The following is a 22,499-nucleotide window of genomic DNA, read 5'->3' on the forward strand; positions in this document are numbered from 1 at the left end:
AGGGGAGTTCCGGCGTGTCACCCAGTGCTTCATTGATCGACCGCATCGAATCGATACCGCGGCGCGAGCTGTATTTCTTCGCGCTGTACCGCTTGCTGATGGCCACCGTCATCGGCGCGCTGCTGTTCAGCCCGCTGAGCGGCCTGGTCGGCACCGCTGACCACCCCAGGCTGGCGACCATCGTGGCCAGCGGCTACCTGGTGGTGGCCGTGCTGGTGCTGCTGTTCGGGCGCAACGAGCGCTGGCTGCGCACCATCGTGGTGTGGAGCGTGGCCGCCGACATCATCGCCGCCACCCTGCTCGCCCATGCCCTGCCCGGGGCCAGCGCAGGCATCTCGATGTCGCTGCTGTTCAACATCGCCGCCGCTGCGACCCTGCTGCCGCTTAGCATGGGGCTGGGCCTGGCCGCTGCCGCCAGCGCCGCCACCGCCGGCGAGTACATCTGGAAGCAGCTCGAAGGCGGCGACCCGACCCGTACCCTGGCCGAGCTGGCCATGTTCGTCACCAGCTATCTGGCCATTGCCTTCATCAGCTACCAGGTCGGCAACCGTGCCCGCATGAACCAGCAGCTGGCCAACCAGCGCGGCGATGAAGTGGCCAACCTGTTCCAGATCAACGAGCTGATCATCCGCCGCATGCGCACCGGCGTGATCGTGGTGGACGGCGCCAACCGCATCACCCTGGCCAACGAAGCTGCCTCCACCCTGCTCGGCGATGCCGATGGCAACAGTGGCAGCGGCCGGCTGGAACTGGGCAGTGCCTCACCCGAGCTGAGCCGCCGGCTGCTGCGCTGGCGCAACGGCTGGACCAACGAAGAAATGCCGCTGCAGCTCTCGCCGGACCAGCCTGAGGTGCAGCCACGCTTTGCCCGCCTGCTGGCCGGCAGCGACCTCACCCTCGTGTTCCTGGATGACTCCACCGTGGTCTCGCGGCGTGCCGAGTCCTTGACGCTCTCGGCGATGGGGCGCTTCTCGGCCAGCCTCGCCCATGAGATCCGCAACCCGCTGGCGGCGATCAACTACGCCGCCCAGCTGCTGGAAGAATCCACCGATATCGGCGACACCGACCGCCGCCTGCTGCAGATCATCAACCAGCAATGCCAGCGCACCAACGGCATCGTCGAAAGCGTGCTCGGGCTGGCGCGGCGCGAGCGTGCCAATCCGGAGAACGTGGATCTGGCCTCGTTCGTGCGCCGCTTCGTGCTGGAGTACAAACAGGGCCTGTCGCTGGAAACCGACAGCGTGGAGCCGATCATCAGCGAGACCTCGGTGCACGCCCTGGTCGATCCGCGCCACCTGCACCAGATCCTTACCGTGCTGGTGCACAACGCGCTCAAGTACGGCCGCGTGGCCGAAGAGCCGGCGCGCGTGCGGCTGCGCGTGGCGCGTCAGGACCGCACCGCCATCATCGATGTGATGGACCGCGGCCCGGGCATTCCCGAGACGGTTGCCAGCCAGCTGTTCCGCCCGTTCTTCACCACCTCCGAGCACGGCACCGGGCTGGGCCTGTATATCGCCCGCGAACTGTGCCGTGCCAACCAGGCACGGCTGGAATACGTCTCGGTGCCCGCCGGCGGTGCCTGTTTCCGGCTCGTACTGGCCGGCCCCCACACGATGATGGCCGGATGAGCCGCGCGCACACCCGGACGCCACCGTCAAACATTTGTCGCCAACGACCGCCCTCGGCTATCTTCCTTCCTTATGAATGACACCCGCAGCGCCCTCGTCGTCGACGACGAACGTGACATCCGCGAACTGCTGGTACTGACCCTGGGCCGCATGGGCCTGCGCATCAGCACCGCAGCCAACCTCGCCGAAGCCCGTGAGCTGCTGGCCAGCAATCCGTACGACCTGTGCATCACCGATATGCGCCTGCCCGATGGCAACGGCATCGAGCTGGTCACCGAGATCGCACAGCACTACCCGCGCACGCCGGTGGCGATGATCACCGCGTTCGGCAGCATGGATCTGGCGGTGGAAGCCCTGAAGGCCGGCGCCTTCGATTTCGTCAGCAAGCCGGTGGACATCTCGGTGCTGCGCGGCCTGGTCAAGCACGCGCTGGAACTCAACAACACCGAGCGCGCCGCGCCCGCACCACTCGCCCCGGAGCAGGCCGCACGCCTGCTCGGCGATTCGCCCTCGATGGATGTGCTGCGTGCCACCATCGGCAAGGTCGCGCGGAGCCAGGCACCGGTCTACATCCTCGGCGAATCCGGCGTCGGCAAGGAACTGGTCGCACGCACCATCCACGCGCAGAGCGCGCGCGCGCCCGGCGCCTTCGTGCCGGTCAACTGCGGCGCGATCCCGTCCGAACTGATGGAAAGCGAATTCTTCGGGCACAAGAAGGGCAGCTTCAGCGGCGCGCATGCGGACAAGCCCGGCCTGTTCCAGGCCGCGCATGGCGGCACCCTGTTCCTGGATGAAGTGGCCGAGCTGCCCCTGCAGATGCAGGTCAAGCTGCTGCGCGCGATCCAGGAGAAATCGATCCGCCCGGTCGGTGCCGCCACCGAAGTGCCGGTGGACGTGCGCATCCTTTCGGCCACGCACAAGGACCTGGGCGAACTGGTCGAAGACGGCCGCTTCCGCCACGATCTGTATTACCGCATCAACGTGATCGAACTGCGCGTGCCGCCCCTGCGCGAACGCCGCAGCGACCTGCCAGCGCTGGCCGCCTCGATCCTGGCCCGGCTGGCCCGCACCCACGGCCGCCCGACCCCGCTGCTGGCGCCCTCGGCGCTGGAAGCCCTGGCCCAGTACCACTTCCCCGGCAACGTGCGCGAACTGGAGAACATCCTCGAGCGCGCCCTCGCCCTGGCCGAAGAAGACCGGATCGGTGCCAGCGACCTGCGCCTGCCCCAGCACGCCCCACGCTTCGGCGCCGGCAATGCGCCGCCCACCCAGGAAGAAGCCGTGGTCGATCTGCCGGCCGGCAATGGCGCCCTGCCCTCCTACATCGAACAGATGGAGCGCACCGCCATCCAGAAGGCGCTGGAAGAAAACCGCTGGAACAAGACGCGTACCGCCGCACAGCTGGGCATCACCTTCCGGGCGTTGCGGTACAAGCTGAAAAAGCTCGGCATGGAGTAGAGAGACAAAAAGGCCCGCTTGCGCGGGCCTTTTCTCATCTGCGGACGCCGCTCAATCCTTGGTCACACGATTGATCTCCGCCAGACCGGTCACCCCGGCCGCGGCCTTGATCAGCGCCGATTGGCGCAGGTCATTCACCCCCGCCAGCTGCGCGGCCTCGGCGATCTGCAGCGCATTGCCACCGGCCAGCACGATGGTCGAGATCTCATCGGTCATCGGCATCACCTGGTACAGACCGGTACGGCCCTTGTAGCCCTCGGTGCACTCATCGCAGCCGACCGGCTCGAACAGCTTGATCCCGGCATCCAGCTGCGCCTGGGTGAAACCCTCGGCCAGCAGCGCATTGGCCGGCAGTTCCACCGGACGCTTGCAGTTGTTGCACAGCCGGCGAGCGAGGCGCTGGGCGATCACCAACGTCACCGAGCTGGTGATGTTGTACGGCGCGATGCCCATGTTCATCAGGCGCGCGATGGTCTGCGGCGCATCGTTGGTATGCAGCGTGGAGAGCACCATGTGGCCCGTCTGCGCCGCCTTGATCGCGATCTCCGCCGTTTCCAGGTCGCGGATTTCGCCGACCATGATGATGTCCGGATCCTGGCGCAGGAACGAGCGCAGCGCCGCGGCGAAGGTCATGCCGCGCTTGACGTTCTGCTGCACCTGGTTGACGCCGGGCAAGCGGATTTCCACCGGGTCTTCGGCGGTGGAGATGTTGCGCGTTTCATCGTTGAGGATGCCCAGCGCGGTATACAGCGAGACCGTCTTACCCGAACCGGTTGGACCGGTAACCAGCACCATGCCGTACGGCTTGTGGATCGCATCCAGGAACAGGTTCTGCTGGGCCGGCTCGTAACCGAGCTTGTCGATGCCCAGCTTGGCGGCGCTGCCATCCAGGATACGCAGCACCACCTTCTCGCCGAACAGGGTCGGCAGCGTGCTGACGCGGAAATCGATCTGGCGGGTCTTGGAGAGATTGAGCTTGATGCGCCCATCCTGCGGCACGCGCTTCTCGGCGATATCCAGCTGCGCCATCACCTTCAGGCGCGCGGCGATACGCTGGTTGAGCTTGACCGGGGCCTTGGCCACGTTCTTGAGCAGACCATCGATGCGCAGGCGCACGCGATAGTCGTCCTCGTAGGGTTCGAAATGGATGTCCGAGGCACCTTTGCGGATGGCATCCACGAGGACCTTGTTGACGAACTTTACGACAGGAGTGTCGTCGCCTTTGGCGTCGACGCCGGAGTCGATGGAGCCACCCTCTTCGTCACCTGCGGAGACATCCAAGTCGCCCATCTCGTCGTCGCCGCCAAGCGCCGAGCCCAGCGTGTCCTGCTTGGACTGCCACTGCTCCAACGTACGACGGATCTGGTCCTCATCGACCAGGATCGGCTCCACCACCAGATTGGTGTGGAACTTGATCTCATCGAGCGAGTGCGTCGGGTTGCTGGTGCCGATGAAGAGTTTGCCGCCGCGCTTGAACAGCGGCAGCACGTGGTGCTTGCGCAGCAGTTCCTCGCTGACCAGGCCCATGGCGTTCTGGTTGTTGTCGAACACCGAGACATCCAGTAGGGGCATGCCGAACTCCAGCGCGTTGGCCGCAGCCAACTGGGCACTGGTGACCAACCTCTTCTGGGCAAACCACTGCGGAAGCGGCATCTTTGCGGCAGCCGCCTGGGCCATGGCTTCTCGCGCGACGACCTCCTCCAGCGCACCATCCTGGACCAGGCGACGGGCCAGACCGGTAATGCCAACCAGATTGGGGCCAAGTGCTACGTTCATAAATTGCTCCTACGCTGCTCAGCAGCCTATCCCAAGCCTCATCCTTGGAGAACTACTTCTTCCTTGAGACAGCACCTTTCCACAGGCTCAGCCGTGCGGGCAGGATTTGGGTGCAACTTCCTCGGGCGCGCTGGTTTTGCAGTCCCAGATCCCGGTAGCCGCAGCGTACGTAATTGTGACGGTCGCAGACGCCACTTTGGCATTGACGCCCGTAGCGTTCATTGTGGCGGTGATCACACACGGGCTCGCGGCCGGCGCGGATATGGCGTCCACGTATTTGCCGCTACTCAGCGCTGTCGCGGGAATACTGCATGATGTTGCCGAAGCATCGTTGGCAAACTGCTCACCGATAGCTGGCTTCAGGCCGCCGAGCAGGCTCACTGCCTCAGACAGCTGCGCCCGAGCCGTGTAATCGTTGTACTGCGGAATCGCAATTGCTGCGAGGATCGCAATGATCGCAATGACAATCATCAACTCGATCAGAGTAAAGCCACTTTGCTTCTTCATATCGGCGCTCCCCAACGCGCGAGTGGAGTAATGAAGCGGAAGACAAACCCGGCTTCATGTCAAAAAAAAGCCCCGGCTACACCGGGGCTTTCATAAACTTTCGGCGCGCTTACTTAGCGGCAACCGTGGTGCAGGCCTTCGGCTGAACTTCCGGATCGGCGTCGGTCGAGCAGGTCCATGCGCCGGTCGCCGGTGCAAACGACAGATTCACTTTTTTGCCCTTGGCCTTAGCGTTGACACCAGCGGATGCCATGGTTGCGGTGATTACACAAGGAGTTGCGGCATTGGCGGCGACCGAAGCGACGTACTTACCGGACGTCACCGAATTCGCCGGAACAACGCAAGAAACAGCCGCACTGTCATCCTGCGCAAATGCCTCAGCAATCGGGGTCTTCAGACCACTGGCAAGCGTGTACGCTTCGGACATCTGCGCACGCGCGGTGTAATCGTTGTACTGCGGGATCGCGATGGCAGCCAGAATGGCGATGATCGCCACAACGATCATCAGTTCGATCAGGGTAAAGCCCTGCTGCTTCTTCATGAGTACATCCCCTAGAGGTAGATAAATAAGTAGGGCACTGGGCCGTTGCCTGACCGGCGGACCGGGTGAGCTAGGCGGGCGCCCGTGCGGGTGGATCGAAGCAGGTTGCGTGCCAACAGTGCCAGCAATGCTCCCCAGCATTCCCCGGCGCAATCATGGCACCAATCTTCAGGATTGGAACCCCCCGCACAACAATTTGCGACGCATCCGGCAATGTGACCTGTTGCGTCACCTTTTGACACCCCCGGTCCGGGCTTGCTGCCCAAGGCCGACGCCCAGCAGGACTGCCAACACCCTCCGGAACCGGCTACCATGCGCCGAGATAGCCCGCCTGGGGAAGGTGCGGCTGGGGAGCCCTGTATGTCTGTCAGCCGTAGCGCGATCAAGAAAGAGCCCGTGGCGCGTAGCACCATGGAGATGAAGCCGTTTGTCTGGGAGGGGACCGACAAGCGGGGCGTCAAGATGAAGGGCGAACAGCCCGCCAAGAACGCCAATCTTCTGCGAGCCGAGCTGCGGCGGCAGGGGATCATGCCCAGTGTGGTCAAGCCCAAACCGAAGCCGTTGTTCGGTTCGGCCGGCTCCGCGGTAGGGGCGAAGGACATCGCGTTCTTCAGTCGCCAGATGGCGATCATGATGAAATCCGGCGTACCGATCGTCAGCTCGCTGGAGATCATTGGCAGTGGGCACAAGAATCCACGGATGCGCAAGCTCGTGGACTCCATCCGTATCGATATCGAAGGCGGCTCGTCCCTCTACGAAGCCATCAGCCGCCACCCGGTCCAGTTCGACGAGCTCTACAGGAACCTTGTCCGTGCGGGTGAAGGTGCGGGTGTGCTGGAGACCGTGCTGGACACGATTGCCACGTACAAGGAGAACATAGAGGGCCTCAAGGGAAAGATCCGCAAGGCCTTGTTCTATCCCGCGATGGTGGTGGTGGTTGCCATGCTCGTCAGCGCCATCATGCTCATCTTCGTCGTGCCCCAGTTCGAAGAGGTCTTCCGCGGGTTCGGAGCGGATCTACCTGCGTTCACCCAGATGATCGTGAACCTGTCGCGATTCATGGTGTCGTACTGGTGGGTAATGCTCGGGGCAGTGCTTGGAGCGGTGTTCGGCTTCATGTACGCCTACAGACGTTCGCCGAAAATGCAGCACACGATGGATCGCCTGATCCTGAAGGTGCCGGTGATCGGCCAGATCATGAACAACAGCGCGATCGCCCGCTTTGCCCGCACCACCGCCGTGACCTTCAAGGCCGGCGTGCCACTGGTGGAGGCGCTCGGCATCGTGGCCGGCGCCACCGGCAACAAGGTCTACGAGGAGAAGGTGCTGCGCATGCGCGACGACGTGTCGGTCGGCTACCCGGTCAACATGGCCATGAAGCAGGTCAACATCTTCCCGCACATGGTGGTGCAGATGACCGCCATCGGTGAAGAGGCCGGCGCGCTGGACACCATGCTGTTCAAGGTCGCCGAGTACTACGAGCAGGAGGTCAACAATGCCGTGGACGCCCTGAGCAGCCTGCTGGAACCAATGATCATGGTCTTCATTGGTATTATCGTCGGCGGCATGGTGATCGGCATGTACCTGCCCATCTTCAAACTCGGCGCGGTAGTTGGATAACTAATCAATGGCATTTCTCGACCAGCATCCCGGTCTCGGCTACCCCGCCGCGGTCGGACTGGGACTGCTGATCGGCAGTTTCCTCAACGTGGTGATCCTGCGCCTGCCCAAGCGGCTGGAGTGGGAGTGGAAGCGCGATGCGCGCGAGGTGCTGGAAGAGCCGGACATCTACGAGCCACCTCCGCCGGGGATCGTGGTGGAGCCCTCGCACTGCCCGCATTGCAAGCACAAGCTGTCCTGGTACGAGAACATCCCGCTGTTCAGCTGGCTGGCCCTGCGCGGCAAGTGCCGGCATTGCCATGCCCCGATCTCGATCCAGTACCCGCTGGTAGAGCTGCTGACCGCCGTGCTGGTGGCCGCCAGCGTCTGGCAGTTCGGCTTCGGCTGGCAAGGCTTCGGCGCGATCGTGCTGAGCTGCTTCCTGGTGGCGCTGTCCGGGATCGACCTGCGTACCCAACTGTTGCCGGATCAATTGACCCTGCCCTTGATGTGGCTGGGCCTGATCGCGGCCAGCGACAATCTCTATATGCCGGCCAAGCCGGCCCTGCTGGGTGCGCTGGCGGGCTATCTGTCGCTGTGGTCGGTGTGGTGGCTGTTCAAGCAGATCACCGGCAAGGAAGGCATGGGCCACGGCGATTTCAAGCTGCTGGCGGCCCTGGGCGCGTGGTGCGGGCTCAAGGGCATCCTGCCGATCATCCTGCTCTCGTCCGTGGTGGGCGCGATCATCGGCTCGATCTGGCTGTACTCGCGCGGCCGTGACCGGGCCACGCCGATCCCGTTCGGGCCGTACCTGGCCATTGCCGGCTGGATCGTGTTCATGTGGGGCGAGCCGTTGATTGACGGCTACCTGAGCTACGCCGGCCTGCGTTGAGGGCCGCGCGATGAGCCGCTTCGTGATCGGGCTGACCGGCGGCATTGCCGCCGGCAAGAGCGAGGTCAGCCGCCGCTTCGAGGCGCTGGGGATCAACGTGGCCGATGCCGACCTGGCCGCACGCGCGGTGGTGGCACCCGGCAGCGAGGGGCTGGCGCGGATCGCCACCCACTTCGGCACCGACATCCTGCTGGCCGATGGCCAGCTGGACCGTGCCGCGCTGCGGGCCCGCATCTTCGAATCGGCACAGGAGCGCCAGGCGCTGGAGGCGATCACCCATCCAGCCATTCGTCAGCTGCTGCGCGAGACCTGCGAGCAGGCCGAGGGGCCGTATGCGATCGCGGCGATTCCGCTGCTCACCGAGGCCGGCGGCCGCCAGCAGTACCCCTGGCTGGACCGGATCCTGGTGGTGGACGTGCCGGTGGCCGTGCAGCACGCACGGCTGATGCAACGCGATGGCATCGATAGCGCCTTGGCGGATCGCATGATCGCCGCCCAGGCCAGCCGCGAGGCGCGCCTGGCAATGGCCGATGATGTGGTGGTCAATGATGGCCACCCGGACCACCTGCAGGCGCATGTGGAGCGGCTGGATCGGGCCTATCGGGCGTTGGCGGCGCGGTAGATCTGGAGGAGCCGACCAACGGCCGGCTCTACCGTGTCAGGCGGGGGAGAACGTCAGCGTGGCGATGACGCCGCGCCCGGCGCCTGGCCGCACGTTGACCTGCCAGCCGTAGAGATCGCACAGGCGGCTGACGATGGACAGGCCGATACCCCCACCCTGCGAATGACCCGCGTGCGTTCCGCGATAGCCGCGCTGGAACAGCTTGGCGGCATCTTCTTCGCTCAGGCCGGGGCCGCTGTCGATCACCTCGACGGCGTTGTTGCCCACGCGCACGCGCACCGCGCCTTCCTTGGAGTACTTCACGGCATTGCCGATCAGGTTGCCCAACGCGACCGAGAGGGCCGATTCCGGGGCATCGATCACCAGGTCGTGGTTGCCTTCCAGGATCAACTCCAGCGGCTTGCCGCCGAGCTGGGCACGGTGCGAATCCAGCAGCTGCTCGGAGACGCGGGCGACATTGCTGCTGCCCTGCCCGCGCTCGTTGCGCGAGAGCAACAGCAGCGCACCGATCAGATCGGTACATTGCTGCTCGGCACGCTGGATGCGCTGCAGGCGCTGCAGCACCTTCGGATCGAGATCGGGGCGGGTCAGCAGCAGTTCGGTGGCGCCGCGAATGACGGCCAGCGGCGTGCGCAGTTCGTGGCTGACGTCCGCATTGAATTCGCGGTCGCGCTGTACGACCTCGGTAAGGCGCGCGGAGTAGTCATCCAGCGCTTGGGCGAGCTGGCCCACTTCATCGTCCGGGAAGCGCGGGGCCAGCGGCTCGGGCTCGCTGGTGCCACCGCGATATGCGCGCAGGCGGGCGGCCAGATCGGACACCGGCTTCATCACCTTGGAGGCGGACCACCAGCCCAGCACCAGCGACAGCACGCTGAACACCAGCACCGAGAAGAACAGCGCGCGGTTGAGCTGGCTCTCACCGCGGATGCTCTCGGTCATGTCATAGGCGAGGAAGAACCATACGTCCGGCGTTTTACGCACCGCAAGCTTGTAGGAAAACGGCTTGCCGCCGTCATCCACGCCGCTGACGCCGTGGATGCCGTCGTTGAATTCGTACCAGTCCGGCTGTTCCTGGCGCAGCGCTTCGAACTTGTCCGAGCGGACCAGCCGCGCGTACATCTGCTGCACGGGCAGGTCGGGACTGCGCGAGGGATCGGCCGCGAATCGCTTGGCGTACTCGTTGATGTTGCGATTCATCACATCTTCGACCAGCTGGTTTTCCACGCGGGCGCGGGTCCAGTTGGTGGCGAACGCAAACAGCGTGGTCAGGCAGAAGCCCAACAGCACGAACGAGACGATGATGCGGCTGCGCAGCCGGCGCCGATATGGCGCGCGGCGACGCCCCCCCCTGCCCGTCACCGGATCAGGCTTCCGGCGCGGCGATGCGGTATCCGATGCCATGACGGGTCTGGATCATCGGAACCTCGAAGGGCTTGTCGACCACGGCGCGCAGGCCGTGGATATGCACGCGCAGGGAATCCGAATCCGGCAGCTCTTCGCCCCACACGCGGGTTTCCAGCTCCTGGCGGGTGACGACGGCCGGGGAGGCCTCCATCAGCGCCTGCAGGATCTTCAGTGCGGTCGGGTTGAGCTGCAGCAGCTTGCCTTGGCGGCGCACTTCCAGCGTGTCCAGGTTGTATTCCAGATCGCCGGTTTCCAGCACGCGGGTCTGCACGCCCTTACCGCGACGCGACAGGGCGTTCAGACGCACCTCCACTTCCTGCAGCGCGAACGGCTTGATCAGGTAGTCATCGGCGCCGGAATCGAAGCCGGCCAGTTTGTTGTCCAGGGAATCGCGCGCCGTCAGCATCAGCACCGGGGTCTGCTTGCGCGCCTCGTTGCGCAGCTTGCGGCAGACCTCGATCCCATCCATGCCGGGCAGGTTGAGGTCCAGCACGATCGCGTCGAACTCATGGACGACCGCCAGGTGCAGGCCGGTGACGCCATCGGCTGCGAAGTCCACGGTGTGACCGCGGTCTTCGAGGTAATCGCCCAGGTTGGCGGCAATGTCGCTGTTGTCTTCGATGACGAGAATTCGCACTGGGACCTCTGATTCGTGGGGTTCAACGGAAAGAACGGAGCCGCAGGGCAGCATGTGGAAGGGGACTGCGCGACCTCAAGCTGACCATACAGCGTCGATTCTTAACATTAGACACCGTCGAATGCTGGCGCAGCGTCAAAACTCAGCGCTGATTCGACTGCGCGGGCTGAAGCTCACGCATCATGTTCTTGGCGCTTTCCGTCGCAATGCGTCGCTGGGCAACTGTGGCGCAGACACGCTGCGGCCGGTTGCTGCCGGTCGGCCGTTCGCTGCGGCAGACCATCCGGCTGTCTTCCTTGGCGCTGCTCATCAAGGTGTTGATGAGTTCCTGGTCATTGAACACATCCGTGCGCTGCAGTGGCGGAAGCTGGTCCACGCGCTCATTGCTGCCCAGCTTTACCCGGATCCGGTTCAGGGCCGCCTGCACGCGGCTCCGGTTTTCCAGGGTCATCTCGCTGTACTCCTCACTGCGCAGTGCGTTTTCGACGCTGGTCAGCTGCTGGGCGGCGGGGGCATCAGCGGTCAGCGTGACGGCGGCTTCCGCGGTCGGCTTGGCATGGACGGCGAAGGACAAGCAGCCCAGCAGGGCAATAACGGTCAATCGAGACATCCCTGACTTCCTTATCCGAAAATGAATGAGAGCCAACTCTACGAGGATGAAAGGCTTCCTACAAGTTACCGATGGCAGGGGAAAACGGAGCTGCCGGCCAGAAAAAGGCCCGGACAGCTGACGCTGACCGGGCCTGAAGGTGTTTCCCGATTACCGATCCTGCTGAGGAGGGCAGAGCTGCGGTTCGACAGAGCCTACGCCGGGGCCGATTAAACCGATGTTAAGGCCCTGCCCCACCTTGAAAAACCGCATCAACCCTTTGTATTTGCAGGTTTTTTCAAGGAAGCGACATGATCAATGATGCGCCCGGCAAGATCCGCCTGGCAGATCGCCTCGATACCCTCCAGCCCTGGCGTGGAGTTGACCTCGAGCACCAGCGGGCCGCGGCTGGAGCGGATCAGGTCGACGCCAGCTACGCCCAGGCCCAGCGCCTTGGCCGAGCGCACCGCCACCAGCTGCTCGGCCCGGCTGGCCTTGGCGGCCCGGGCGCTGCCCCCGGCATGCAGATTGGAGCGGAAATCCCCCTCCGGCGCCTGCCGTTGCATCGCCCCGACCACCTGATCGCCGACCACCAGGCAGCGCAGGTCGGCGCCCTGCGCCTCGCCGATGAACTCCTGCATCAGGAAGTTGGCATAGAGCCCGCGCAGTGCCTCCACGATGCCGCGCGAGGCGCTGGCCTTTTCGGTGAGGATCACGCCGCGGCCCTGGGTGCCCTCGTTGAGCTTCACCACATGCGGCGGCGGGCCCAGCATCGAGAGCAGATCGACGGTGTCATCGGGGTTGTCGCCGAACACCGTGACCGGCATGTCGATGCCCTTGGAAGCCAGGATCTGGTGGGCGCGCAGCTTGTCGCGGGCACGCAGGATGGCGTCTGAGGGGTTGGGCGTGCGCGCGCCCATCATCTCGAACTGACGCAACACGGCCGTCCCGTAGCGGGTGACCGAGGCACCGATGCGCGGGATCACCGCGTCCACCCCGGTGATCGGCCGCCCCTTGTAATGCATGGTGAAGCCATCCGCGGCGATGCGCATGTAACAGCGCAACGGATCGAGAATGCGCACGGTATGGCCCCGCGCACGCGCGGCCTCCACCAGGCGACGCGTGGAGTACAACTTGCTGTTGCGGGACAGGATGGCGAGTTTCATCGCGGCGCAGGGGGCAGGAAAGCGCGAAGCATAGCGTGCGGTGCGTAGGCCGCGATGACGGGCCGCCCCGGCGATGCTGCGGCCCGCATCCAGCGGTTGTTCCACAATAATGGGCGCCCACACAGATGCCCCGGCAACACGGATGACCACGCCTCCCACCCGTCATTGTTTCGCGGCCCTGCTCGGGGTTCTGCTCTCAGCGGGCACGCATGCCGAGCCTGCCCGTTTCACGGGCTACAGCGACTTCTACAGGTCGTTGGGCGATCCCCTGTTCGAGGGAAAGGGAACCGCACTCGACAAGCCCTGCACGGACGCACCGCGCGAGTGTCTGTGGACCACCTCGATGACGCAGGCCCTACGGCGCTACGATGCAACCGATTGGATCGTTCCGGGCACCTTGCAGATGAACCCGGCCGATGGCGCACCCGACATTGCCTTCGATGGCCAGGCGCTGATGGTCGGTACGCGGCGGTGGCCATTACGCAGCGCTGTCCGTCTTGCACCACCGAACTGGCCCAGCGGCACCCCCATCGACCCGGAGAATCTGGCCAACGTCACCGCTTGGCAGCACGGCACGTCGGTGTGCCTGGACATGCAGTATGTGAGCAGTGGTAAAGGCGGTCGCTACACGCTGGTGGTGCTGTTGCAGGGTGAGCACCTGTACACCCTGCCCCCGCTGTTTGGCAGTTGCGTCGCCCTACAGAAGGCGGCGGGCAATGGATTCAGTTATCCGAGCAATACCTATCTGGGCCCGGGCATGGAAACCGACCCAAGTGGCCTGCAGGTGGACTATCTGCTATCGGATGGCAAGACACGCGTTGCGCGTTATCTGCTGCGCTTTCCTGATCGGGGCGACCCTTTCACCTTCGAGGCATCGCGCGGGCGATGACGCTTGGCCTGGGAAGGTGACGCGTGGAGCGGGTGAAGGGAATCGAACCCTCGTCAGTAGCTTGGGAAGCTACAGCTCTACCATTGAGCTACACCCGCAAGGCGCGGCGTAAGTCTATTCGGGCGGGGCCCTCAAACGCAACGGGCGGCACTGCGCCGCCCGTTGTTTCACGCTCTTCTGCCGCCGTGCACGGCGCCCGCGGGCGGGCGCTGCGCATGTGGGATCAGAAGCTGCCGCCGAAGCTGGCGAACAGCGACACGTCACGTGCACGCTTCTGCATCGTGGTGGTGCTCATGCCGATGTTGCTGCTCAGGCCCCACAGGTTCAGGCGCGCACCCAGCACGGCGGTGGCGTAGTTCTTGTCGAACGCCAGGCCCGGCACCTTGTACATGCCCACGTCCGGCATGGTCTGCAGCCAGGCGCTGGCCTGCTTGCTGTCCTCGAACTCGTGGTCATAGGTGACCTGCACGTACGGCTTGACGTTGCCGCCATCGAAGCGGGCCTGCCAGCCGACGCGACCGACGGTCGAATCCGTATCCTGGTCGCCATAGCCCAGCGCGGAGGCGCTCAGGTTGGACTCGGTGTAGCCGTCCAGCTTGACCTTCTGCCAGATCACGGCGGCGACCGGACCGTGGCGGAAGCCGCCTTCGGTGCCGAACTCGTAGCCGGCGTTCAACGCGGCGGTCAGGTTGCTGCCTTCCGGCGAGCCCTTGTGGATGCGCGTTGCCGGGCCGAGCTGCAGCTTGCGGGTCACGTCGTAATCCAGCCAGCTGTAGCTCAGCTGGCCATTGACCCAGGCGCGCTCGCCATACCAGCCGGCGAACAGGCCCAGCGTGGTATCGGACTGGGTGAAGTCGCCCTTGTTGTTGCCGAAATCGGCGTCCATGCGGCCATAGCCGGCGAAGCCGCCGACCACCATGCCGTCACGCGCCCAATCCACACCGAACAGGCCGGCCGGGGCCATGCCGTCATACAGATCGGCGTGGGCGTAGCGCTGCATGTCGCCGCGCAGGTTGCCCCACCAGCTCAGGCCGTCGGCCGGACGGCCATCCACGTGCCAGCTGACCTGGTCAGCGCGCGAGCGGCCGATGGTCTGTGCCGAGTGGGTCAGGATCTGCTGGTTGCGCGGGGCTTCCAGGATCGACAGGGTGTACTCGCCCAGCATCTGGTGCGTGGCGGTGGTCGGGTGCACGCCATCGGCGAACACGTAGCTGTTGGCCGCGTTCGGGGTGACATAGCTGGTCGGGTTGCAGGTCAGCGACGAGGCCGTGGTGCAGGCCGGGCTGGTCACGTTGACGAAGCCGTACTGGCCCGGGTTGGCGACGATTTCCTGCAGGATGTGGAAGGTATCCACCGGAATCACCTGCAGGCCCGCGGCCTTCAGGCCACCGAACAGGGCATCGTTGTAGGCCTTGGCCAGCGCGGTACCGGCGGCCATGCCGGCCGGGCCACCGGCGCGGGCGCCCGGGGTCAGGCCGACGTCCGGAATGGTCGGGACCACGATGTATTCGGCGCCAGCCGCCTTCAGCGTGCCGACGATGCCGACCTGGTCGGTGACGGCATTGGTCAGCGTGGAGACCAGCGGCGCACCGGCCTGGATCGCGAACAGGTCATTGGCACCGCCCCACACGGTGTACAGCGCGTTCGGGTCGGCCTTGCCCCCGTTGGCCGCCAGGTACTGCGCGGTCTGGGTCTTGAGCGAGTACACCGGCACGGCCGGGGTACCCGGGGCGAGCACCTGGCTGGTGTCCACACCGACACGGGCGCCGCCGATGGCGTAATTGTCACCGTTCTGGCCGTTGCCGTGGGCAGCGCCGTTGGTGCCGTAGTAGCTGGCCACATGCTGCGCCCAGGTCCAGCCCGGGTTGGTGGTGAACTGGCCCGTCACCGGCTGCACCGCGGCCGGCAGCAGCGGGCGGAAGTAGCCCGCATCGGTCAGGCTGTCGCCGATGAAGACGGTCTTGGTGTACGGCGACTGCGCCATGGCCGGCATCGCGGCCAGGGCGATGGCCACGGCCATGAGGGAACGGATCGGGCGTTTGCTGAGCAACATGAAAATTCCTTTAGGGTGGGGAAGACGGCGGACGTACGCCGGCGCACGGTGCCATGTTTCCACTGCACCTCGCCGGCATCACGCTGCGCTGCGGCATGACGCCCGGCAGCCCGCCGCCCGGCCATCATTGGCCTGACGCTCGCGGCACCTCTGCCGCGGGGCGCACAGGGTACGCACTGTGGAGTGATTGCGGGACAATACCGTCATGAACATCCAGCTCAACGGCGAGAACCGCCAGCTTCCGCACACCGCCACCGTCCACGACCTGCTGCGCAGCGAGGACCTGCTCGAGCGCCGCGTGGCGGTCGAGGTCAATGGCGAGATCGTCACCCGCAGCCAGCACGCCAGCCACCCCCTGCGCGAGGGCGACGTGGTCGAGATCGTGCATGCGCTGGGCGGCGGCTGAGGCAGCATCGTGACGCGCGATAGGCGATAATTCCGGCCATGAATGCACCTGCCCCCACTGATTCGCTGGTGATCGCCGGCAAGACCTATGCTTCCCGCCTGCTCACCGGCACCGGCAAGTTCAAGGATCTGGAAGAAACCCGCCTGGCCACCGAGGCCGCGGGCGCCCGGATCGTCACCGTGGCGATCCGCCGCACCAATATCGGGCAGAACCCGGGCGAGCCGAACCTGCTCGATGTGCTGCCGCCGGACCGTTACACCATCCTGCCCAACACCGCCGGCTGCTACACCGCCGAAGACGCCGTGCGCACCTGCCGGCTGGCCCGCGAACTGCTGGACGGCCACAACCTGACCAAGCTGGAAGTGCTGGGCGACCAGAAGAGCCTGTACCCGGATGTGGTGCAGACCCTCAAGGCGGCCGAGCAGCTGGTCAAGGACGGCTTCGAGGTGATGGTCTATACCTCCGATGACCCGATCCTGGCCAAGCGCCTGGAAGAGATCGGCTGCGCTGCGGTGATGCCGCTGGCCGCGCCGATCGGCTCGGGCCTGGGCATCCAGAACAAATACAACCTGCTGCAGATCATCGAAGACGCCAAGGTGCCGATCATCGTCGATGCCGGCGTGGGCACCGCCTCCGATGCGGCCATCGCGATGGAACTGGGCTGCGACGGCGTGCTGATGAACACCGCCATCGCCGGCGCGCGCAACCCGATCCTGATGGCCAGCGCGATGCGCAAGGCCGTGGAAGCCGGCCGCGAGGCTTTCCTGGCCGGGCGCATTCCGCGCAAGCGCTACGCCAGTGCCTCCTCGCCGATTGACGGGTTGATCGGCTGATGACCAATCCTTTCGACAGCGCCGGTGCCAAGGCACCGCCCAAGCCCTTCACCATCACCGAAGGCCGCCGCGAGGTCCGCAGTTTCGTGCTGCGCCAGGGCCGCTTCACTCCCGCCCAGCAGCGTGCGTTCGATGACCGCTGGCCGCGCTTCGGGCTGGACTTCACCGGTGAGCCGCGCGATCTGGATGCCACCTTCGGGCGCGATGCGCGCAAGGTGCTGGAAATCGGCTTCGGCAATGGCGCCGCGCTGCGTTTCGCCGCGCAGCAGGACCCGAGCCGCGATTACATCGGGCTGGAAGTGCACGCGCCCGGCGTGGGCCGCCTGCTCAACGCCCTGGCCGACGACAACGCCGGCCACGTGCGCCTGTACCACCACGATGCCGTGGAGGTGCTGGAAAAGGAAATCGCCGATGGCGCGCTGGATGAAGTGCGCATCTATTTCCCGGACCCGTGGCACAAGAAGCGCCACAACAAGCGTCGCCTGATCCAGCCTGGCTTTGCCGACCTGTTGGTGCGCAAGCTGCGCGTCGGTGGGCGCCTGCACTGTGCCACGGACTGGGAAGACTATGCCGAGCAGATGTGGGACGTGCTCGACGCCACTGCCGGGCTGACCAACCGCGCCGGCCCGCGTGGGCAGGTCGAGCGGCCGGAATGGCGCCCGCAGACCCACTTCGAAACCCGTGGCCAGAAGCTTGGCCATGGCGTGTGGGACCTGTTGTACGACCGCACCTGATCCGACAAGGAACCGCGCCACCCCATGGATACCGCGCTGACGCTGACCACCGACATGAAGCTCGTCCTCGGGCTGGTCGGCTTCACGATGGCGATGTTCCTGTTCGAGCGCATCCGCGCCGACGTGGTGGCCCTGGTGGTGCTGGTGGTGCTCGGCGTTACCGGCCTGATCGCTCCGGAAGAAATCTTCGGTGGCTTCTCCGGTAACGCGGTGATGAGCATCATCGCCACCACCATCCTGGGCGCGGGCCTGGACCGCACCGGGGCATTGAACCGGTTGGCGGCGTGGCTGCTGCGGCGTGGGCATGGCGTGGAGACACGCCTGTTGATGATGACCACCGCGATCGCCGGCTTGAACTCCTCGTTCATGCAGAACCCCTCGGTGATGGCGCTGTACCTGCCGGTCGCCTCGCGGCTGGCCGCGCGCACCGGGCTGACGCTGCAGCGCCTGCTGCTGCCGATCGCCGCGGCCATCGTGATGGGCGGTGCGCTGACCATGGTCGGCAACTCGCCACTGATCCTGCTCAACGATCTGCTGGCCTCGGCCAACAACAACCTGCCCTCGGGCCTGGCCACCATCGAGCCGCTGCGCATGTTCGCGCCGCTGCCGATCGGCGTGGCCCTGCTGATCGCCTCGCTGCTGTATTTCCGCTACTTCGGTGATCGCAAGCTGGTGGAGGAAGAGACGCTGGCCAACGATGGCGTCACCCCGTCGCGCACCGAAAGCTACTTCGCCAAGACCTACGGCATCGAAGGCGATGTGTTCGAACTGGTGGTCACCGCCGAGAGCCCGCTGGTCGGCATGACCCTGGGCGAGGCCGAGAACGTGCACGATGCGCCGCTGCTGCTGGCGCTCAAGACCGGTAACGACACCCGCCTGGCGCCGCCAGCGGAGATGCGGATCTGGGTCGGCAGCGTGCTGGGCGTGATGGGCGCGCGCCAGCAGGTCAGCGATTTCGCGCAGAACCAGTTCCTGCGGATGTCCTCGCGGCTGAAGCACCTGGGCGATCTGTTCAACCCGAGCCGCGCCGGCATTTCCGAAGCGGTGGTGCCGCCCACGTCCGACGTGATCGGCAAGAGCGCCTCGGACCTGCGCCTGCGCAAGCAGCGCGGCATCAGCCTGCTGGCGATCAACCGCGACAAGCAGGTGATCCGCGAAGACGTGCGCAACGTCGCGCTGCGCGCCGGCGACATGCTGGTCTTCCACAGCATCTGGACCGACCTGGCGCAGGCGGCCAAGAGCCGCGACTTCGTGGTGGTCACCGATTACCCCAAGGGTGAGCAGCGGCCGCACAAATTCAAGATCGCGATGAGCATCTTCGCCATCACCATCCTGATCGCGCTGACCTCCAAGCTGCCGGTGGCGCTGACCCTGATGACCGGCGTGGCCGGCATGCTGCTGACCGGCGTGCTGCGCATGGACGAGGCCTACGCCTCGATCAACTGGAAAACCGTATTCATGATGGCCGGGCTGATTCCGCTCGGCTGGGCGATGGACAGCAGCGGCGCGGCGGCGTGGATCGCCGGGCACACGATCGACCGCCTGCCGACCGGCATCCCGGTGTGGGTGCTGGAAATCGCGCTGGCACTGTTGACCACGATGTTCTCGCTGGTGATCAGCCACGTGGGGGCAACCATCGTGATGGTGCCCATCGCGGTGAACCTGGCGCTGGCCGCCGGTGGTAGCCCGACCGCGTTCGCGCTGATCGTGGCGCTGTCGGCCTCGAACAACCTGATGACGGCCTCCAACCCGGTGATTTCGATGATCACCGGCCCGGCCAACTACACCCCGCGCGAGCTGTGGCGGGTCGGCGCCCCGCTGTCGTTGATCTATACGGCGGTGGTGGTGCTGATGATCAACCTGATGTTCTAGGGCGTGCCGGCCAGCGGCCGGCACTACCGGTCGGTGGGCGACATCTGAGACGTAGCGGCCAACGGTCGCTACCTACCGATGGGCCCGGGCCCACCGGTCGTTGTCACGCCAGCCAGACCTGGCCGTCGCGCACCTGCACGGACACCGCGCGCAGGCGATCACCGCGACACGGGCCGGCCACGCAATCACCGTTGTCCAACGAGAACGAGGCGCCATGCGCTGCGCACACCAGGTGGCCGTCCTTGCTTTTCAGGAACTGCCCCGGGGCCCAGTCCAACCGGCGGCCCGCGTGCGGGCAGATGTTCAGCCACGCGCGCACCTGGTCACCCTCGCGGTACAACACCACCGATTCGCTGTCGCCCTCAATGGTGGCATCGGTTTCGGCGAAACCCCCGTCGGCCATGGCATCCAGGGCGATGAGGGCGGTGGCGGTGGACTCTGGAACGGACATGGCATCTACAACAGGCAGTGGAAGCACAGTGTCTCACGCACTCATGTCACTGGCTCCCGGATGAATACAAGTCATTGATTTGAAATGAACACGCGGTACGTTTAACGACTTTTTCACTCAATGACAAAAGCCAGCACGGATACTCGTCCACTGCTGACCTCAGCCAAAAAGAGTGCCATGTACAGCCGCATCTTCCAGTTCAACCAGTTCCGTGCCCTGTTCGCGCCGCGCAAGCCGCGCCACCCGTTGGTGCGCGTCGCGGTCGGTCTGTTGGGCCTGGCGATCCTGGCCGCGCTGGTGTTCGTGGGTGTGTTCGTGGGCGCGGCGATGATCATCGCCGGTCTGGCATGGAAGCTGCTCGCCCAGCGCAAGAGTGCGCGCACCGTTCCGTCGCAGGTCGTGGACGGCGAGTACCGGGTGGTCCGCAAGCAGGCCTTGCCGATGTCGCGTTGATCCACGCGCATTGCTCCTGATGACGGCCGCGCCCTGCGCGGCCGTTTCTGTTTGTGGCGGCGGGAAAACGCTCTAGACTGCGGCGAAACCTCTCCACAGGACGCGCGCATGACCGATGTAATCCCCACGCCCGAGCAGCCCCGCATTCCGGTCGCCGGCGGCGGTACCTTCCCGGTGCGTCGCATCTACTGTGTGGGCCGCAATTTCGCTGATCACGCGCGCGAAATGGGCGCGGCCGTGCCGTCTGCCGACGATCGCGGCCGCCCGATGTTCTTCAGCAAGCCGGCCGATGCGATCGTGGTCGGCCATGACGATGTGATCCCCTACCCGCTCGCCACCCAGGACCTGCACCACGAGGTGGAGCTGGTGGTGGCGATCGGCAAGGACGCGCCTGCCGGCGAGTTGCCGGTCGACCAGGCCGAGGCGCTGGTGTTCGGCTACGGCGTCGGCCTGGACCTGACCCGCCGCGATCTGCAGGCGCAGGCCAAAGCCAAGGGCCACCCGTGGGATCCGGCCAAGGGTTTTGACCAGTCCGCCCCCGTGAGCGAGCTGGTGCCGGCCGGTGAAGTCGGCGATCTGGCCGCCCTCAATCTGTCGCTGGAGATCAATGGCGAGGTGCGTCAGCAATCACTGCTGGACCAGATGATCTGGAACGTGCCGGAGATCCTGCACGAGCTCTCCAAGCTGTGGGCACTGCGCGCGGGCGATCTGGTCTTCATGGGCACGCCCTCGGGCGTGGCCGCATTGAAGCCGGGCGACCGTTTCAGCGCGCGCCTGGAAAACGTGGCCGAGCGCCACGGCATCATCGCTGGATGACATCCGCTGCGTTACGCTGCTGCGTCTTTTTCCCCACTGCGACAGGAGAGCCCGATGGGTGTACTGACTGAGTTCAAAGAATTCGCCATGCGTGGCAACGTCATCGATCTGGCCGTGGGTGTGGTCATCGGTGCGGCGTTCGGCAAGATCGTCACCGCACTGGTGGACAAGATCATCATGCCGCCGTTGGGCTGGATGATCGGCCGGGTGGACTTCTCCGAGCTGGCCTGGACCCTCGCCCCGGCCCGGATTGCCGCCGATGGCAAAGAGATTCCGGCGGTAGTGATCGGCTACGGCGATTTCCTCAACACCGTGGTGCAGTTCGTGATCGTGGCCTTTGCGATCTTCATGGTGGTCAAGTTCATCAACCGCCTGGCCCGCAAGAAGCAGGCCGAGCCGGCCGCCCCGGCGGCGCCGAGTGAAGAAGTGCTGCTGCTGCGCGAGATCCGCGACAACCTGAAACAGTAAGACCGCACTCCCGGTAATGCCGGCCGCTGGCCGGCTCACCGGATATCCTGCATCACGCGGAGCCGGCCAGCGGCCGGCACTACCTGAAAGCCCCGCCCTGGCGGGGCTTTCGCTTTTGGAAATCAGCATCCGCCGGAGCATGACCTCCCGCCCATGTACGCGCTGGGGAGGCTGGTAAGCTCGGACGCTTCCGCCCCGTTTCCCGGAGTTCGTCCATGCGTCGCCGCGTCCTTGCCATCGCATCTTCCCTCGCCCTGCTGGCCGCGCCCGCGTTCGCGGCGACCGGTATCACCACGCTGCCGCCGACCTCGCTGGCCACCGCCGCCGAGCTGCGCGAGCAGGCCCTCAAGGACGACACCGGCTGGAAGGTGGTCGAATCGCTGACCACCGAGATCGGCCCGCGCATCGCCGGCAGTGAAGCCGACGCACGCGCCGTGGCCTGGGCGGTGGCGAAGTTCAAATCACTGGGCTTCGACAACGTCTGGACCGAGCCGGTCACCTTCCCCAAGTGGGAGCGCCGCAGTGAGCACGCCGAAGTGATCGGCAAGCACGCCCAGCCGCTGACCATCACCGCACTGGGCGGCAGCCCGGGCGGCACGGTGGAGGCCGAGGTGGTGCGCTTCGCCGATCTGGCCGCGCTGCAGGCCGCGCCGGCCGGCTCGCTGAAGGGCAAGATCGCCTTCGTCGATTACCAGATGACCGCCT

General features: G+C 65.5%; 23 protein-coding genes and 1 tRNA gene. 14 read left to right on the forward strand and 10 right to left on the reverse strand.

Annotated elements, in window-relative coordinates; genetic code table 11:
• Positions 1-14 precede the first annotated feature (14 nt).
• Both KVQ82_RS31310 and KVQ82_RS31315 read left to right on the forward strand, forming a co-directional pair.
• The gene (locus KVQ82_RS31310) at positions 15-1,628 is read left to right on the forward strand and encodes a PAS domain-containing sensor histidine kinase (RefSeq protein ID WP_121039243.1); all 1,614 of its coding nucleotides are present in this window, start codon (positions 15-17) and stop codon (positions 1,626-1,628) included.
• 72 nt (positions 1,629-1,700) lie between these two features.
• Positions 1,701-3,086 carry a sigma-54 dependent transcriptional regulator gene (locus KVQ82_RS31315; protein ID WP_121039246.1) on the forward strand — a complete coding sequence of 462 codons (1,386 nt, stop codon included), beginning with the start codon at positions 1,701-1,703 and terminating at the stop codon, positions 3,084-3,086.
• Between the two features lie 51 nt (positions 3,087-3,137).
• On the opposite strand, the gene pilB is transcribed toward KVQ82_RS31315, so the two are convergent.
• From pilB to KVQ82_RS31330, 3 genes are all read right to left on the reverse strand, one after another.
• A complete protein-coding gene (gene pilB, locus KVQ82_RS31320) occupies positions 3,138-4,862 on the reverse strand; it encodes a type IV-A pilus assembly ATPase PilB (RefSeq protein WP_222019498.1) in 1,725 nt (574 codons plus the stop codon).
• An 87-nt stretch (positions 4,863-4,949) separates the two neighbouring features.
• Positions 4,950-5,369, reverse strand: a complete 420-nt coding sequence (locus KVQ82_RS31325) for a pilin (RefSeq protein WP_222019499.1) — start codon at positions 5,367-5,369, stop codon at positions 4,950-4,952.
• Between the two features lie 109 nt (positions 5,370-5,478).
• Complete coding sequence (locus KVQ82_RS31330) at positions 5,479-5,910, reverse strand: pilin (protein WP_222019500.1); 432 nt, start codon at positions 5,908-5,910, stop codon at positions 5,479-5,481.
• A gap of 360 nt (positions 5,911-6,270) precedes the next feature.
• Here KVQ82_RS31330 and KVQ82_RS31335 point away from each other — a divergent pair, with 360 nt between their 5' ends.
• Genes KVQ82_RS31335 through coaE form a run of 3 tightly spaced genes read left to right on the forward strand, consistent with a single transcriptional unit; the run spans position 6,271 to position 9,023 of the window.
• Positions 6,271-7,530 (forward strand): type II secretion system F family protein, encoded by a 1,260-nt coding sequence (locus KVQ82_RS31335; protein ID WP_222019501.1) that lies wholly within the window; start codon positions 6,271-6,273, stop codon positions 7,528-7,530.
• 7 nt (positions 7,531-7,537) lie between these two features.
• Entirely contained in the window at positions 7,538-8,401 is an 864-nt protein-coding gene (locus KVQ82_RS31340; RefSeq protein ID WP_121039283.1) for an A24 family peptidase, read from the forward strand.
• 10 nt (positions 8,402-8,411) lie between these two features.
• Positions 8,412-9,023, forward strand: coding sequence for a dephospho-CoA kinase (gene coaE / locus KVQ82_RS31345; RefSeq protein ID WP_222019502.1), 612 nt, complete (start codon positions 8,412-8,414; stop codon positions 9,021-9,023).
• Positions 9,024-9,059: 36 nt separating this feature from the next.
• Here the strand turns inward: coaE and KVQ82_RS31350 are convergent, their stop codons facing one another.
• The 4 genes from KVQ82_RS31350 to rimK all read right to left on the reverse strand — a co-directional run bounded on the left by KVQ82_RS31350 (position 9,060) and on the right by rimK (position 12,819).
• Positions 9,060-10,424, reverse strand: a complete 1,365-nt coding sequence (locus KVQ82_RS31350) for a HAMP domain-containing sensor histidine kinase (RefSeq protein WP_121039289.1) — start codon at positions 10,422-10,424, stop codon at positions 9,060-9,062.
• Positions 10,387-11,064 carry a response regulator transcription factor gene (locus KVQ82_RS31355; RefSeq protein WP_019183933.1) on the reverse strand — a complete coding sequence of 226 codons (678 nt, stop codon included), beginning with the start codon at positions 11,062-11,064 and terminating at the stop codon, positions 10,387-10,389. Before KVQ82_RS31355 ends, KVQ82_RS31350 begins: the two co-directional genes overlap by 38 nt.
• Before the next feature lie 142 nt (positions 11,065-11,206).
• On the reverse strand, positions 11,207-11,674 hold the full coding sequence (locus tag KVQ82_RS31360) for a cell division protein FtsQ/DivIB (RefSeq protein WP_222019503.1): 468 nt from the start codon (positions 11,672-11,674) through the stop codon (positions 11,207-11,209).
• A gap of 251 nt (positions 11,675-11,925) precedes the next feature.
• The gene (rimK, locus tag KVQ82_RS31365) at positions 11,926-12,819 is read right to left on the reverse strand and encodes a 30S ribosomal protein S6--L-glutamate ligase (protein WP_121039296.1); all 894 of its coding nucleotides are present in this window, start codon (positions 12,817-12,819) and stop codon (positions 11,926-11,928) included.
• A gap of 343 nt (positions 12,820-13,162) precedes the next feature.
• Between rimK and KVQ82_RS31370 the strand changes: the two genes are divergently transcribed.
• The gene (locus KVQ82_RS31370) at positions 13,163-13,708 is read left to right on the forward strand and encodes a hypothetical protein (protein WP_222019504.1); all 546 of its coding nucleotides are present in this window, start codon (positions 13,163-13,165) and stop codon (positions 13,706-13,708) included.
• A gap of 24 nt (positions 13,709-13,732) precedes the next feature.
• Here the strand turns inward: KVQ82_RS31370 and KVQ82_RS31375 are convergent.
• Positions 13,733-13,806 (reverse strand) — tRNA-Gly (locus tag KVQ82_RS31375).
• Positions 13,807-13,931: 125 nt separating this feature from the next.
• Positions 13,932-15,761 (reverse strand): autotransporter outer membrane beta-barrel domain-containing protein, encoded by a 1,830-nt coding sequence (locus KVQ82_RS31380; protein ID WP_121039301.1) that lies wholly within the window; start codon positions 15,759-15,761, stop codon positions 13,932-13,934.
• Positions 15,762-15,966: 205 nt separating this feature from the next.
• Between KVQ82_RS31380 and thiS the strand changes: the two genes are divergently transcribed.
• From thiS to KVQ82_RS31400, 4 genes are read left to right on the forward strand one after another with little or no spacing between them, the layout of a single operon-like run.
• The gene (thiS, locus tag KVQ82_RS31385; RefSeq protein WP_121039303.1) at positions 15,967-16,167 is read left to right on the forward strand and encodes a sulfur carrier protein ThiS; all 201 of its coding nucleotides are present in this window, start codon (positions 15,967-15,969) and stop codon (positions 16,165-16,167) included.
• Positions 16,168-16,205: 38 nt separating this feature from the next.
• A complete protein-coding gene (locus KVQ82_RS31390) occupies positions 16,206-17,000 on the forward strand; it encodes a thiazole synthase (RefSeq protein ID WP_121039307.1) in 795 nt (264 codons plus the stop codon).
• Complete coding sequence (gene trmB, locus KVQ82_RS31395; protein ID WP_222019505.1) at positions 17,000-17,734, forward strand: tRNA (guanosine(46)-N7)-methyltransferase TrmB; 735 nt, start codon at positions 17,000-17,002, stop codon at positions 17,732-17,734. The genes KVQ82_RS31390 and trmB overlap by 1 nt, the downstream gene beginning before the upstream one ends.
• A gap of 24 nt (positions 17,735-17,758) precedes the next feature.
• Entirely contained in the window at positions 17,759-19,606 is a 1,848-nt protein-coding gene (locus KVQ82_RS31400; RefSeq protein ID WP_121039313.1) for an SLC13 family permease, read from the forward strand.
• 103 nt (positions 19,607-19,709) lie between these two features.
• Here KVQ82_RS31400 and KVQ82_RS31405 read toward each other — a convergent pair whose 3' ends face one another.
• Entirely contained in the window at positions 19,710-20,057 is a 348-nt protein-coding gene (locus tag KVQ82_RS31405) for a Rieske (2Fe-2S) protein (protein WP_121039316.1), read from the reverse strand.
• Between the two features lie 177 nt (positions 20,058-20,234).
• Between KVQ82_RS31405 and KVQ82_RS31410 the strand changes: the two genes are divergently transcribed.
• The 4 genes from KVQ82_RS31410 to KVQ82_RS31425 all read left to right on the forward strand — a co-directional run.
• Positions 20,235-20,510 carry a hypothetical protein gene (locus KVQ82_RS31410; protein ID WP_121039319.1) on the forward strand — a complete coding sequence of 92 codons (276 nt, stop codon included), beginning with the start codon at positions 20,235-20,237 and terminating at the stop codon, positions 20,508-20,510.
• 108 nt (positions 20,511-20,618) lie between these two features.
• Positions 20,619-21,326, forward strand: a complete 708-nt coding sequence (locus tag KVQ82_RS31415; protein WP_121039322.1) for a fumarylacetoacetate hydrolase family protein — start codon at positions 20,619-20,621, stop codon at positions 21,324-21,326.
• A gap of 54 nt (positions 21,327-21,380) precedes the next feature.
• Positions 21,381-21,794 carry a large-conductance mechanosensitive channel protein MscL gene (mscL, locus tag KVQ82_RS31420; protein WP_222019506.1) on the forward strand — a complete coding sequence of 138 codons (414 nt, stop codon included), beginning with the start codon at positions 21,381-21,383 and terminating at the stop codon, positions 21,792-21,794.
• Between the two features lie 215 nt (positions 21,795-22,009).
• On the forward strand, positions 22,010-22,499 hold a 490-nt coding region (locus tag KVQ82_RS31425; RefSeq protein ID WP_222019507.1), incomplete at its 3' end, for a hypothetical protein.

Source organism: Pseudomonas sp. AO-1 (assembly GCF_019775695.1).
In the GTDB taxonomy this organism is placed as follows: Bacteria; Pseudomonadota; Gammaproteobacteria; order Pseudomonadales; family Pseudomonadaceae; genus Aquipseudomonas; species Aquipseudomonas parakoreensis.